The following is a 12,335-nucleotide window of genomic DNA, read 5'->3' as shown; positions in this document are numbered from 1 at the left end:
GATCCGGACCCCTCAGAGCATCGCGTCGCCGGTCTGGGACGGGCGGTAGCGGGAGACGATGACGGGCTCGAGCTGGCGGTGGAGGGCGACGGCTTCCTCGGGCCGAAGGTCGTCGAACCAGAGGCCGTCGGTGGACCAGTTGCCGTCGCGGTACTCGAACAGGGCGGTGGCGTAGGGGGCGGGCAGGTCGGTGAAGGGTGGGGGGTCGAACCGGACGGCGACCAGGGCGTTGAGGGTCCGGGTCGAGCGGTCGCGGGCCCAGGCGATCTCGTCGCGCCAGTCGGCCAGCTCCCAGTGTTCCTGCTCCTCGGGGTCGATCCGGCCCAGGGCGGTGAGGAACCGGGCTTCGAGGCGTTCGCGTTGTTCGCGGAAGCGCTGACGGGCCTTCTCGAAGCCGATCTCCTCGCAGATCTCCCGGATCGGCCGGCGGAGGATCAGGTAGGCGATCAGCATCGAAAGCGGCAGCAACATCCCTGCGACGAGGTACCTGGTCATGGCCGCCCCTCTCCCGCGGGTCGCCAGGCGGAGTTGATGGTGATCATTCTAGAAGAACCGACAATGGCGCGGCAAGACGCCAGTTCGATCCCCCCAAAATCCCTCCGTCGGGAGCCCGTAATCCTCCGGATCGTCTCCAAAAAACGTCCCAGCGAATCCCGGGCCGATGGCCCACGCACCTGACCCGGACGGAGGGCAGGCCAGGGGGGCCTGGCTCCGCAAGTCGCGCACGATCCGAGGGCGACGGATGTCGGGCGACCCTCGGATCGTCCTCGAGCGATGGAGAACCGGACGGGGAGGGTGGGCCGGTCCGGGTCGGTTACGCGCCTCCCAGGAACCGCCCGAGGGCGTCGAAGCCGCGTTCGAGGGTCTCCATGCTGGTGGCGAACGAGACGCGGGCGAACCCCTCGGCGCCGAAGGCCGAGCCCATCACCATCGCCACGTTGACCGATCGCAACGCCGCCTGGCAGAAGCTCGTCGAGTCGGTGACGAGTTCGCCCCCGAGCGTCCGGCCGAAGTGCCGCTCGACGTTCATGAAGGCGTAGAAGGCCCCCTGGGGGGGGATGCACGAGACGTCCTCCAGCCCCTCGATCCGCTCGATCACGTAGTCGCGGCGCTTGCTGAATTCGGCCAGCATCCCGCGGATGGCCTCCTTCGGCCCGGTGATCGCCTCCAGGGCGGCCCACTGGCTGACCGAGCAGGGGTTGCTCGTCTCCTGGCTTTGCAGGGCCCCCATGAATTTCGAGACCGCCGGCGGGGCGACCGCCCACCCAATCCGCCAGCCGGTCATGGCGTAGGTCTTGCTCACGCCCGAGATGGTGATGGTCCGGTCGACCAGGCCCGGCCGCAGGCCCGCGAAGCAATGGGCCTCGGCGTCGCCGTAGAGCAGCTCCTCGTAGATCTCGTCGGAGATGACGCCGACCTCGGTCTTGAGCACCGCGTCGGCCAGGGCCTCGAGCGCCGACCGGGGATAAACCACCCCGGTCGGGTTCGACGGACTATTAATCATCAAGAGCTTCGACCGCGGCGTCACGGCCTGCAGGAACCGCTCGGGGGAGAGGATGAACCCCTCCTCCTCGGTCGTCTCCAGGATCACCGGCTCGGCCCCGGTCAGGCGGACCAGCTCGGCGTAGCTGACCCAGTAGGGGCTGGGGATGATGACCTCGTCCCCCGGGCCACACAGGGCCATCAGGGCGTTGTGGATGGAGTGCTTCGCGCCGTTGGAGACGATGACGTGCTGCGGCTCGACCGGCAGGCCGACCGTGCTCGCGTAATGCCGGGCGACCGCGGCCCGCAGCTCGGGGATCCCGGCGGCCGGCGTGTAGTGGGTCTTCCCGTCTCGGATCGCCCGCTCGGCGGCCCGACAGATGTGCTCGGGCGTCGGAAAATCGGGCTCTCCCAGCGAGAAGTCGAAGACCTCGACCCCCGTGGCCTTCAGCCGGGCCGCCTCGGCCGCCATCGCCATGGTCGCCGAAGGGGCCACCCACCGGGAACGTTCCGCCAAGCGGAGGGACATCGATCGCTCTCCCCCGAATCGTTTGAAGTTCGACATGAACACGCAGGAATTTCAACGCCTCGATCGCTCGACTTCTGTCCAGGAGCACCGCGTCCGTCCGAGTCCGCTCGAAGCGTCCCCCATTCTAGCAACCTCGGGCCTTGCGGTCACTTCACCGGTTCGCTGGTCGCGAGAATCGGTTTCGGATCGCATAATCCCGCCAACTGGAAGACTCGAACAAAACCTCCCAGGCTAGCCAAACTAACTTGCTCCCGCCGACTTCGCATTGTATGATGCCAAAGAGTAGGGAAGAGAGCATCGCCCGTTCGACGATTGACCTTGAGGTGATCGTTGGTTGAGGGCCTCGACGAGACGCACACCACTTGACGAGAGCCGAGAGCGAGGCAAGGGAGAGGTGTCGATGCGCCGGGTGGTGATCACGGGAATCGGGATTGTGGCTCCGAACGGCCTGGGACGCGTCTCCTTCACCGAGGCGATCGCCGAGGGGCGTTCCGGCGTCGGCCCGATCGAGAGCTTCGACGCGACCGGCCTGCCGGTCCGGATCGCCGGCGAGGTCAAGAACTTCGACGTGATGCCCTACCTGGGCGAGCACAAGAAGAACGCCAAGACGATGAGCCGCGCCGTCAACTTCGCCGTCGGTGCGGCGGGATTGGCCGTCGAGGATGCGGGGCTGGAGACCGATCGGCTCGACCCGGCCCGATTCGGCGTCTGCATGGGGACCGGCATCACCCCCATGTCGCTCGGCGAGCTGGCCGCGCCGGTGCTCTCGGGCGTGAGCGACGACGGGGCGCTCGACTGGAAGCAATTCTCGATCGCGCAGGCCGAGTCGATGTTCCCGCTCTGGCTCCTGAAGCACCTGCCGAACATGGCCGCGGCCCACCTGTCGATCCTGCACCAGGCGATGGGGCCGAACAACACGATCGTCACCGCCTGCGCCGCCGGCACCCAGGCCGTCGGCGAGGCCTTCCGCCTGATCTCCCGGGGCGACGCCGACGTCATGCTCGCCGGCGGCTGCGACAGCCGGCTCGACCCGCTGTTGATCGTCGCCTATCAGGCCATGAACGCCCTGAGCCGATCGACCCGGACCCCGACCGAGGTGTCCCGCCCCTTCGACGGCGAGCGCGACGGCTTCGTCCTGGGCGAGGGGGCCGCCGTCCTCGTGCTCGAAAGCCTCCAGCACGCCCGACGCCGACGTGCCAAGATCTTCTCCGAGGTCCTCGGCTACGGATCCTCGTTCGACGCCTACGGCATCACCCGGCCCGAGCCGACCGGCAAGGGGGCCGCTTTATCGATCAAGGCGGCGTTGAAGGAAGCGAAGTCGAACCCCTCCGACGTCGACTACATCAACGCGCACGGCACGAGCACCCGCCTGAACGACATCATGGAGACGAACGCCGTCAAGCAGGTCTTCGGCCACCGCTCCAAGACGATCCCGATCAGCTCGCAGAAGTCGATGGTCGGCCACCTGATCGGCGCCTCGGGGGCGCTCGAGGCCGCCGCGACGGCCATCACGCTCGACCGAGGCGTGATCCCGCCGACGATCAACCAGGCGACCCCCGACCCGAACTGCGACCTCGACTACGTGCCCAACACGGCCCGCGAGACCTCCGTCCGCGTCGCCCTGTCCAACAGCTTCGGCTTCGGCGGCCAGAACGCCTCGCTCGTCATGGCTCGCGTCTGACCGCCCGGGCCCGCAGGGCTCGGGCTCACGACTTGATCAGGTCCCACCGCGAGGCCGCGATCGTCCCGAAGGCGATGAGCGGGCCCCAGGCGGCGATCATCGGCGTCAGGACGCCGTTGCTGCCCAGATATTGCGCCACGTTGATCGTGGCATAGTAGGCCGCCGACGCCCCGAGCGAGAAGCCGAGGTTGATGAACGTGTTCCGCCCGACCCCCCCGAGGATCAAGGGGAGGGACAGGAAGAGCAGGGCCATGCCCATCAACGGCCGGAGCATCCGCATGTGCAGATAGACGGCGATCTCGGTCTTCTCCGGGTCGTTGACCGGGTCGGACAGCGCCGAGATCAATTCGGGGGTCGAGGCGTAGCGGAACCACTGGCGGTGGTCGCGGGTGATCGCCTGGAAGGTGACGCGGGACTTGAGGAAGAGGGTCCGCCCCCCCAGGTCCTCCAGGCCGTCGAGCGACGGGGGGAAGCCGTCGAGGGCCTCGGCCGCGTCCAGCTCGACGATCAATTCCGGGTCGATGGGTGCCTCGGGGGGGCTGACCCGGGCCCGTCGCAGGAGCCACCCGCCGGTCTCGGGCGCGGTCGGGTGGTCTTCGGGGATGTAGGTCGCCTCGGCCGCGTCGATGCTGCCGAACGACCCGATGACGGGCATCGGCAGGAAGGCGTGGAACTTGGTGACGGTCCGGGTGGCCGGATCCCCCTCGCCGCTGGCGCCGATCGAGATGCCGTCGCGGTCCTCCCGGCTGTGGAACTGGACGATCTTGCGGCCGTTGAAGTGGTCGGGCGGCTTCTGCAGCTCGTCGGCGACCTCGGGCATGATCCATTCCTGGTTGACGACCGCCAGGCCGTTGACCAGGCAGGCCGAGACGAGGATCGGCCGGATGACCCGCTTGGTGCCGATTCCCGCGGCGAGCATGGCCAGCAGCTCGTTGTTGCGCTGCATCCAGGTGGCCGTGAAGACCGCCGCCATCATGGCGATCACCCCGCTGAGCCGGTCGAAGAAGAGGCTCGTGCGCACGAGGTAGAAGCGGCCCATCTTCTGGAACAGGCCCAGGCCGCTGGCCACCTTGGCGAACTCGTCAAGGTTCGCGAAGGCGTCGATCACGACGATCAGGCCGACCAGCGAGACGAAGCAGATGAAATAGGCCTTGACGAATGCCCAGTAGCGCTGCCTGTCCAGGATCCGCAGCATCCGGTCCCTCCGTGGACCTCAAAGGTCCGACCGATCGATCGATCGAGCATCCCTGCCCCTTCGGGCGTCAATCGCCGCGCCGTGCCGCGATTCATCGACGAGGCCGCGAGCCTTCCCGCTAGTGCCGCAGCACCGGTCGCAGGACCAGGCCGCAGAGGATCGCCAGCACGAGGTTCCCCGCCCAGAGGGCGAGCAAGGGGTCGAGCATCCCCTCCTTGCCGAGGTTCACGCCGACGAGGGTCAGCGGGTAGTAGATGAGGATGATCGGCATGAAGCAGACCATGAAGGCGCTGAGGAAGTCTCCCCGGGCCCGCCAGATCCCCACCGGCACGCCGATCAGGACGAAGAAGAGGGGGCTGAAGGCGATGGCCACCCGCATGTGCTTCTCGGTCTCGAGCTTGTCGTACCGTTGATCCCAGTAGAGCGCGTCGTTGTAGGTGGCCCGGATCGTCGGCCAGTTGACCAGCCTCGGCCGCCCCGAGGCGATCCAGAGGGACGCGGCGATCGACTGCCGGTTGCGCTCCTCGACCGACTTGGCGAGGCACTCGGCCTGCTCGTCGATGATCTGCCCGGTGGTCAATTCCTGCACCGTGCCGACGAAGCGGTCGCCGTTGTTGGCCATCGGCAGCTCGAGCCGCTCCTTGTCGATGAGCATGAAGTCGCGGTGCCGGGCGGCGCCGAGCATGGCCGCGTCTTCGAGGATGACGACGACCTTCTCCCCCTCCTTGTCGAACTGGATCGAGGCGCGTTCGGCGTAAATGTGCATGTCAAACGGGGATTCGGCGTTCGGGTCGCGGTTGCGGTGCGAGAACCGGGCGCCGATCAGGACCTTGTCCTCCACGTCCCGGACCTCGATCTTGAACGGCCAGCCCTTGTTGTCGAACGACCGCTCCTTCTTGAGGATCCGATAGAACATCTCCTCGATGTTGCTCATCAGGGCCTTCTTCGCCTGATGGGTGGCCGAGGGGATCAGGTCGTTGCTCATGTAGATCAGGCCGACGCTCAAGATCGTGCCGAAGAGGAACGACGGCAGCATGACCGTCATCGCCCCCTGGCCCGACGCCTTGATCGCCAGGACCTCGTTCTCCGACGCGATCCGCCCGTAGACGACCGTCACGGCGAAGAGCAAGGCCACGGGCGCCGTGTACGGCAGGGTGCTCGGCACCGCCAGCGGCAGCATCATGGCGATTTCGCGAGGGCCGAGGCCCGTCTCGGCGGCCTTGCCCACGACCACCACCAGCACGAAGATGCTCGTGAGCATCAGCAATGCCAGCGAGAAGGACTTGGCCACCTGCCCCATGACGTACCGGGGCAGGATTCCGATCGCGTAGCGGCGAAGCAGTCCGTTCACTTCGGGTCCCCCGCGGTTCTTCCGGGGCGTCCAGGCCCCGGACCGATCGCCTCACGCGACCCGTTCGCCGCACGCCGCCAGGGCTCCGGCCAGGCGACGCGCACCCTCGCGCAACTGCGCTTCGTCCGGCACGCCGAAGCAGAGCCGGGCGTGGTTCGTCGGCACCGGCCCCGGTTCTTCCGGGAACGCATACGAACCCGGGACGTACAGCACCTCATGTTCCAGCGCCTTCGAGAACAACGGCCCATCCTTGCCCGTGTCGAGCCACTCCGGCACCGTCAGCCAGATGTAGAGGCCCCCCTTCGGCGTCGTCCACGACACCCCCTCGACCCCGCCGAGGTGCTCCTCCAGGGCCCCGAGCAGGACCTCGCACTTCGACCGATAGACCTCGCGGAGCCAGGCCACCTGGGCGTCGTAACTGCCGTCGCCGAGGACCTGGTCGAGCACGTTCTGCGCGAAGTTGTTCGAGCCGAAGTCGTGGTCCCCCTTCAGGCTCAGGACCGATCCCAGCAAGGACTCGGGCAGGATGCCGAACCCGGTCTTCAAGCCCGGGCTGAAGCTCTTGCTGAAGGTCCGGGCGAGGATCACGCAGCGGCCGTCCTCGTCGTGCCTCCAGACGCTCGACGGCTCCCGGCCGGTGAAGCTCAGGCCCCGATAGGCGGCGTCTTCGAGCACATAAATCTGATGCGACTTCGACCAGCGGTTCGCCAAGTCGACCAAGGGGGCCCGCCGATCGCCGGCCAGGCTCAGGCCGGTCGGGTTGCCGTGCTCGGTGACCGTATAGATCAGCTTCACCCGGGGCAGGTCGCCCGCCTCGTCGAGCTTTTGGAGGGTTTCCTCCAGGGCGGGGAGGCTCAGGCCGCCGTCGTCCGTCTCGATCCCGATGACCCGGGCCCCTCGGGCCTCGATCAGGCCCATGAAGACGAAGTAGGTCGGCGACTCGACCAGGACGATGTCCCCCGGGTCGAGCAGGGCCTCGGCCACGAGGTAGAGCAACTGCTGCGAGCCGTTGGTCATCACCGTCCGGTCGATGACGTGGTCGAACTGGCCCGGCAGGGCGTCTTCCTCCTGCTCCAGGCGGCGGACGAGCCGTTCCCGGAGCGAGCGGTCGCCGATCGTCGTGCCGTACTGAAGCGCCTTGCGCCCCCGGGCCGGGTCGCCGAGCAGGGCGTCGACGGCCCTCCGGGTCGGGTCGACCGGCAAGGAGGCGGGGTCGACGAATCCGGCGGCGAGCGAGATCAGGCCCGGATTATCGAGCGCGCACTTCATCAGGTCGCTGATCGGCGACCCCCCTCGATCTCGGGCCAATCGACTCAAGGACGACGACGGATTCATGTCAACCGCGGGGGTGAAAGGACAACGCCGGGCACGGGTTCGTCTCTCCATCAAATCTAACGAGTTTCATGGATCGGTCAACCCGCCCTCCGGCCGGGGGCAGAGGGGTCCACGCCCTCCGACACCCAGAGTTCGCCCGCAGGTTCGGGCCCGACGCATCCGGGATCATCTCGGGTCGGGTTCACCCCGCCGCCGCCATCGGCGGCCCGGAGGCTCGGGGCCGGGCCTCGTCCTCCTCCCAGAAGAAATAATCGATGCTGTTGGCCGGGTCGCGCCGGACGCGCTCCTCGATCAGGGTCAGGCCGTGCTGGACCCAGTGGGCCGCGAGCGATTCGTCGCGGGCGGCCTCCCGAGGGACCGAGAAGGCCGCCTCGAACTCGATCGCATAGGTCCCGTCCGGCTCGATCAGGCAGTAGGCCGGGACCACCGGGGCCCCCGACATCGCCGCCAGCGTGACCCAGGTGGAGGAAAACGTGTACGAGCGTCCCAGGAACCGCGCCGGGGCGTTCGGCGGCGTCGGCCAGCGCACGTCCGAGGCGATCGACAGCACGATCTGCTCGCGGAGCACCCGGGCCGCCCGAAGGATCGCGCCGGCCGCCTCGGCCGGGTTCGCCTTGCGGGAGACGAACAGGCGAGACTGCCCCAGCGGCCCCTCGGTGGCGAACTGCGCCGCCATCAGCTTCGAGATCGACCGCGGCCGCTCGCCGAACATCCGCCACGCGTACCCCTGCCAGATCATCCAGTACGCCATCAGCATGTGCGCGCCGAAATGATTGCCGAGCAGGACCACCCCGCGCCCCCGGCCGACCGCCTCGTCCAGCAACTCGCGCCCTTCGACCCGGAACAGGCCGTGCAGTTGCGCATCGGTCCGGTCGTCGAGCAGCATGTCGCGGACCCGCGACCGGACCTGATTGGCCGAGAGTTCCGGGCCGATCCGGGACGGGTCCCAGTCCTCGCCGAGGGTCGCCGCGTGGGTCCGGATGGCCTCGTCGTATCGCTTGCGAAGCGACGGCACGAGCCGGTAATCCAGCCGGCCGATCGCGTCGACCGCCCGCAAGGCCGTCCGGGGCGGCAGCCGCCGCAAGACCGGCAAGGTCGCCCGCAAGATCCCTTTGCGCGTATTGACCCCACGACGCCCCATGCCTGATTGACCCCTTTATTATTTCCGAGCCGCGACCGATGTGGACCGCCCCGTTTGCCCCCGCCGGAGAGCGCCTCGGAACGGCCAGGCGCACCGGCATCGCCGGGCCCTGACGATCCGAGCATCACCCCGGGCGATTCAGGCCGCCTGCGAGGCCCGACGGTCGAAGACGTAGCCGACCAGGTCGCCCACCGTCACCAAGCCCGCCAGGTCGTCCTCGTCGATCGCCACGCCGTAGGTGTCCTGCACCTCCAGGAAGACGCTCACCAGGTCGAGCGAGTCGACCCCGAGATCCTCGACCAGCGACGACTCGGGCGTGATCGTCACCGACTCGTCGAGCTTCACGACCGATCGGATCAAGGCGCAAACCGTGTCGAAGAGTTGGGTGTCAGGCATCGGTTCCTCTCCCGAAGACCAGGGCGTTATTCGTCCCACCGAATCCGAACGAGGCCGACAGGATGCGGTCGAGCCGCGCCTCCCGCCCTTCGCCCGGAACGTAATCGAGGTCCAGTTCCGGGTCGGGTCGATAGTTGACCGTCGGCGGCACGACTTGCTCGCGCAGGGCCCGCACGCAGACCGCCGCCTCGATCGCCGGGGCGGCGCCGAGCGCGTGGCCGACGGCCCCCTTGATCGAGCTGACCGGCAGCCTCGCGGCCCGATCGCCGAAGATCCGCCGCACGGCCTCCGTCTCGACCCGGTCGTTGATCGTCGTGCTCGTGCCGTGGGCGTTGTAATAGTCGATCTGCTCGGGGTGGACCCCGGCGTGGCCGATGGCCGCCTCCAGGCACTGCCGGACCCGGTCCGGCTGCGGCTGGGCCACGTGGAAGCCGTCGGAATTGGTCGCCCAGCCCAGCAACGTCGCCAGCGGCGTCAGCCCGAGGCGGTCGACGGCCGACTCGGTCGCCAGGACGAGGATCCCCGCCCCCTCGGCCATCAGGAACCCGGCCCGGTCGCCGCTGAACGGGCGGCTGGCCTGCGAGGGGTCGTCGTTGCTCCGGTCGTTCGGCTTGCGGCCCATCAGGGCCTTCATCGTCACGAAGCCGTTGACGATCTCGGGCGTGAAGGCGCTCTCGGTCGCGCCGACGACGGCCACGTCGGCCTCTCCCGACCGCAGGAGCATCGCCCCGAAGATGATCGCGTGCCCGCCGCTGGCGCAGGCATTGGCCGGGCAGAGGCTCGGCCCGTGCAGGCCGAGCTGCTGGGCCACCTGACCGGCCGCTTGATTGGCGATCAGGCCCGGGAGAAGATAAGGCCCGGTGGCCAGCGACTTCCGCGCGGCCAGTCGCTTGCTCTCGGAGTGGTAGAGGTCCATCCCCCCGAGTCCCGAGCCGACGACCACCGCCACCCGGCTCCTCGGCAGGTCGGCGTCGAGCTTCGGCTCCAACCCCGATTCGAGCCAGGCCTGCCGCGCTGCCCTGACGCCGAAGTGGACGAACCGGGAGCCGAGCCGGTTGATCGCCGGGTCTTCCTCGGCCGTCCCCGGCCCGACGCCGTCGACCAGGCCCGCAATGTCCTGCAAGTAACTGCCCGGATCGAGTCGATCCGGGTGCCGGGCCAACCCGGACTTCCCGGCGACGAGCCCCTGCCAGGTCCGGTCCAGGTCGTTCCCCAGACAGGTGACCGCGGCATGGCCGACCACCCTGATTCGATCCGACATCCGATGCCTCCCGGTTCCATCCGTCGCCGGGCCTTGGTGTGTCCACGCGAAGCACCCGCCGGCCGACCCATTGCGTCCTTGAGCCAATTCCCGGTGGTTTCCCCTCCGAATCGCCGGTCCCCCGGCGCACCCGAAGCCTCGAACCACCGGCCTGGCCGGTCGACCGGACGAGGGTTCTAACACGAAAGGGACATTTCGACCATGCAGCTTGTGAAATTTCTCGGACCCGATTCCGAACAGCCCGCCGTCGGCCTGATTTCGGGCGATTCCGTCCGCCCCCTGCGCGGCTCTCGGCGGATCGCCACCGTCCTGCACGCCGCCGACCCCGCCGCCGAGGTCGACCGCCGTCTCGCCCCCGAGTCCGAGGCGTTGCCGATCGCCTCGCTCCGCCTCCTGCCCCCGATCGACGACCACGAGATCTGGGCCGCCGGCGTGACCTACATCCGCTCGAAGGTCGCCCGCGAGGAGGAGTCGGAGCAGGGGGGCTCGTTCTACGACCTCGTCTACTCCGCCGACCGCCCCGAGCTGTTCTTCAAGGCCACCGCCGACCGCGCCGTCGGCCACCGCGCCCCGATCCGCGTCCGCTCCGACACGAAGTGGAGCGTCCCCGAGCCGGAGCTGGCCCTCGTGCTCGACGACACGCTCCGCCTCGTCGGCCTCTCGATCGGCAACGACGTCTCCGCCCGCGACATCGAAGGGCGCAACCCGCTCTATCTCCCCCAGGCCAAGGTCTACGCCGGGTCTTGCTCACTCGGCCCCTGCGTGACCCTCTTCTCCAGCCTCTCCAACCCCTCCGATCTCTCCATCACGCTCGATATCCACCGCGACGGCTCCTCCGTCTTCTCCGGGGCCACCTCGACCTCCCAGCTTGCCCGGTCCTTCGACGACCTGATCCACTGGCTCGGACTCGACCAGGCCTTCCCCGACGGCGTCGTCCTCCTGACCGGCACCGGCATCGTCCCCCCCGACGAGTTCACCCTCCACCCCGGCGACGTGGTCCGCATCACCATTGAAGGCCTCGGCACGCTCGAAAACACGGTTGCTGGGCGGTGACTCGATCGACTACGCTTTGCCACACGATCTTGACAATGGTGCCACTCTGTGGCACATTGCCTCGGTCGAGTGGTTCATGAACCGACATTGAAATCGCGATCGACAGGCCGCCGTGCGGAGGCTGGTGGGAATGCATTCGAAAGAGCATCTCACGCTCGTGCATAACGCTGTGCTTAAACCTCAGGATTGGTTGAGATTCGTCCAGATTGACCCATTCCCAGGTCAATGGTCTCGGCTTGGCCTGTCCGATCACGATCTTCGGGCCCTAGAATTGCTCATCATGACTGCTCCTGAGGAGGGGGCTGTCATTCCCGGGACTCAAGGACTCCGGAAAGCGCGGTTTTCAACCCCCGATTCGGGGCGGGGCAAACGGGGGGCTTACCGGGTGTTTTACGTCTATTTCCCCGAACATGGGATCGTCACGCTCATGGCCATTCTCGCCAAGGGCCAACAGTCCAATCTTTCGAAGGCCGACTGCAATGCGTTGGCCGCAGTGATCGGACGGCTCAGGCGACTTTTGAATCAAGGGGACATCCAATGAACGAGGACAAGCGGCTCTCTCCGCTCGCGGCCGAGATGGTTGCTGGCCTGTCCGCGTTCTGCGACGCGCTCGAGGCCGGGGAACCGGTTGGGAAGCGCTTCACCGTCAGGACGGTCAGCCTCGACATCCATCCGAAACCTTATGGACCCGACGACGTCAAGGAAGTACGCCGAAGACTGGGAGCCAGTCAGGCATTGCTTGCCGAGTTCCTGGGCGTCAGCGTCAAGACCCTCCGCTCCTGGGAGCAAGGCAGTCGGCCTGTCCCAATGATTGCTTGCCGATATCTGGACGACCTTGTCGCCTATCCTCAGCTCTGGATCGAGCGTGTGAAGGTGACGACGAACCAGGATTAATTCGGCTTGGTGGAGAT

General features: G+C 67.7%; 12 protein-coding genes. 4 read left to right on the top strand and 8 right to left on the bottom strand.

The genetic code is table 11. The annotated features are described in order from the left end of the window. Nucleotides 1–12: 12 nt before the first annotated feature. Both AB1L88_RS12180 and AB1L88_RS12175 read right to left on the bottom strand, forming a co-directional pair. Nucleotides 13–495 (bottom strand): hypothetical protein, encoded by a 483-nt coding sequence (locus AB1L88_RS12180; RefSeq protein ID WP_367096933.1) that lies wholly within the window; start codon nucleotides 493–495, stop codon nucleotides 13–15. 319 nt (nucleotides 496–814) lie between these two features. Then, nucleotides 815–2,011 (bottom strand): pyridoxal phosphate-dependent aminotransferase, encoded by a 1,197-nt coding sequence (locus AB1L88_RS12175; RefSeq protein ID WP_367096932.1) that lies wholly within the window; start codon nucleotides 2,009–2,011, stop codon nucleotides 815–817. Nucleotides 2,012–2,411: 400 nt separating this feature from the next. On the opposite strand from AB1L88_RS12175, the gene AB1L88_RS12170 reads away from it, so the two are divergent. Next, nucleotides 2,412–3,692, top strand: a complete 1,281-nt coding sequence (locus tag AB1L88_RS12170) for a beta-ketoacyl-[acyl-carrier-protein] synthase family protein (protein WP_367096931.1) — start codon at nucleotides 2,412–2,414, stop codon at nucleotides 3,690–3,692. A gap of 25 nt (nucleotides 3,693–3,717) precedes the next feature. Here AB1L88_RS12170 and AB1L88_RS12165 read toward each other — a convergent pair whose 3' ends face one another. The 6 genes from AB1L88_RS12165 to AB1L88_RS12140 all read right to left on the bottom strand — a co-directional run bounded on the left by AB1L88_RS12165 (nucleotide 3,718) and on the right by AB1L88_RS12140 (nucleotide 10,371). Further along, nucleotides 3,718–4,887 carry an LptF/LptG family permease gene (locus AB1L88_RS12165; protein ID WP_367096930.1) on the bottom strand — a complete coding sequence of 390 codons (1,170 nt, stop codon included), beginning with the start codon at nucleotides 4,885–4,887 and terminating at the stop codon, nucleotides 3,718–3,720. Between the two features lie 118 nt (nucleotides 4,888–5,005). After that, nucleotides 5,006–6,238, bottom strand: a complete 1,233-nt coding sequence (locus AB1L88_RS12160) for an LptF/LptG family permease (protein WP_367096929.1) — start codon at nucleotides 6,236–6,238, stop codon at nucleotides 5,006–5,008. Between the two features lie 51 nt (nucleotides 6,239–6,289). Further along, a complete protein-coding gene (locus AB1L88_RS12155) occupies nucleotides 6,290–7,507 on the bottom strand; it encodes a PLP-dependent aminotransferase family protein (RefSeq protein WP_367096928.1) in 1,218 nt (405 codons plus the stop codon). A gap of 247 nt (nucleotides 7,508–7,754) precedes the next feature. Then, complete coding sequence (locus AB1L88_RS12150; RefSeq protein ID WP_367096927.1) at nucleotides 7,755–8,714, bottom strand: lauroyl acyltransferase; 960 nt, start codon at nucleotides 8,712–8,714, stop codon at nucleotides 7,755–7,757. A gap of 138 nt (nucleotides 8,715–8,852) precedes the next feature. Next, nucleotides 8,853–9,110 carry a phosphopantetheine-binding protein gene (locus tag AB1L88_RS12145; protein WP_367096926.1) on the bottom strand — a complete coding sequence of 86 codons (258 nt, stop codon included), beginning with the start codon at nucleotides 9,108–9,110 and terminating at the stop codon, nucleotides 8,853–8,855. Then, entirely contained in the window at nucleotides 9,103–10,371 is a 1,269-nt protein-coding gene (locus AB1L88_RS12140; RefSeq protein ID WP_367096925.1) for a beta-ketoacyl-[acyl-carrier-protein] synthase family protein, read from the bottom strand. The genes AB1L88_RS12145 and AB1L88_RS12140 overlap by 8 nt, the downstream gene beginning before the upstream one ends. A gap of 201 nt (nucleotides 10,372–10,572) precedes the next feature. Here AB1L88_RS12140 and AB1L88_RS12135 point away from each other — a divergent pair, with 201 nt between their 5' ends. From AB1L88_RS12135 to AB1L88_RS12125, 3 genes are all read left to right on the top strand, one after another. After that, nucleotides 10,573–11,424, top strand: coding sequence for a fumarylacetoacetate hydrolase family protein (locus AB1L88_RS12135; RefSeq protein WP_367096924.1), 852 nt, complete (start codon nucleotides 10,573–10,575; stop codon nucleotides 11,422–11,424). A gap of 130 nt (nucleotides 11,425–11,554) precedes the next feature. Then, nucleotides 11,555–11,965 carry a hypothetical protein gene (locus tag AB1L88_RS12130; protein WP_367096923.1) on the top strand — a complete coding sequence of 137 codons (411 nt, stop codon included), beginning with the start codon at nucleotides 11,555–11,557 and terminating at the stop codon, nucleotides 11,963–11,965. After that, entirely contained in the window at nucleotides 11,962–12,318 is a 357-nt protein-coding gene (locus AB1L88_RS12125) for a helix-turn-helix domain-containing protein (RefSeq protein WP_367096922.1), read from the top strand. The genes AB1L88_RS12130 and AB1L88_RS12125 overlap by 4 nt, the downstream gene beginning before the upstream one ends. The last annotated feature ends 17 nt before the right edge of the window (nucleotides 12,319–12,335 follow it).

The organism is Tautonia sp. JC769, from assembly GCF_040717455.1.
Lineage (GTDB): Bacteria > Planctomycetota > Planctomycetia > Isosphaerales > Isosphaeraceae > Tautonia.
The sequence above is the reverse complement of the archived record's forward strand: the minus strand, read 5'-3'. Positions and strand labels throughout refer to the sequence as shown.

Coding starts and splice junctions, on each gene's coding strand:
- AB1L88_RS12180 (WP_367096933.1), bottom strand. CDS start 495: ATGACCAGGTACCTCGTCGCAGGGATGTTGCTGCCGCTTTCGATGCTG.
- AB1L88_RS12175 (WP_367096932.1), bottom strand. CDS start 2,011: ATGTCCCTCCGCTTGGCGGAACGTTCCCGGTGGGTGGCCCCTTCGGCG.
- AB1L88_RS12170 (WP_367096931.1), top strand. CDS start 2,412: ATGCGCCGGGTGGTGATCACGGGAATCGGGATTGTGGCTCCGAACGGC.
- AB1L88_RS12165 (WP_367096930.1), bottom strand. CDS start 4,887: ATGCTGCGGATCCTGGACAGGCAGCGCTACTGGGCATTCGTCAAGGCC.
- AB1L88_RS12155 (WP_367096928.1), bottom strand. CDS start 7,507: ATGAAGTGCGCGCTCGATAATCCGGGCCTGATCTCGCTCGCCGCCGGA.
- AB1L88_RS12150 (WP_367096927.1), bottom strand. CDS start 8,714: ATGGGGCGTCGTGGGGTCAATACGCGCAAAGGGATCTTGCGGGCGACC.
- AB1L88_RS12145 (WP_367096926.1), bottom strand. CDS start 9,110: ATGCCTGACACCCAACTCTTCGACACGGTTTGCGCCTTGATCCGATCG.
- AB1L88_RS12140 (WP_367096925.1), bottom strand. CDS start 10,371: ATGTCGGATCGAATCAGGGTGGTCGGCCATGCCGCGGTCACCTGTCTG.
- AB1L88_RS12135 (WP_367096924.1), top strand. CDS start 10,573: ATGCAGCTTGTGAAATTTCTCGGACCCGATTCCGAACAGCCCGCCGTC.
- AB1L88_RS12130 (WP_367096923.1), top strand. CDS start 11,555: ATGCATTCGAAAGAGCATCTCACGCTCGTGCATAACGCTGTGCTTAAA.
- AB1L88_RS12125 (WP_367096922.1), top strand. CDS start 11,962: ATGAACGAGGACAAGCGGCTCTCTCCGCTCGCGGCCGAGATGGTTGCT.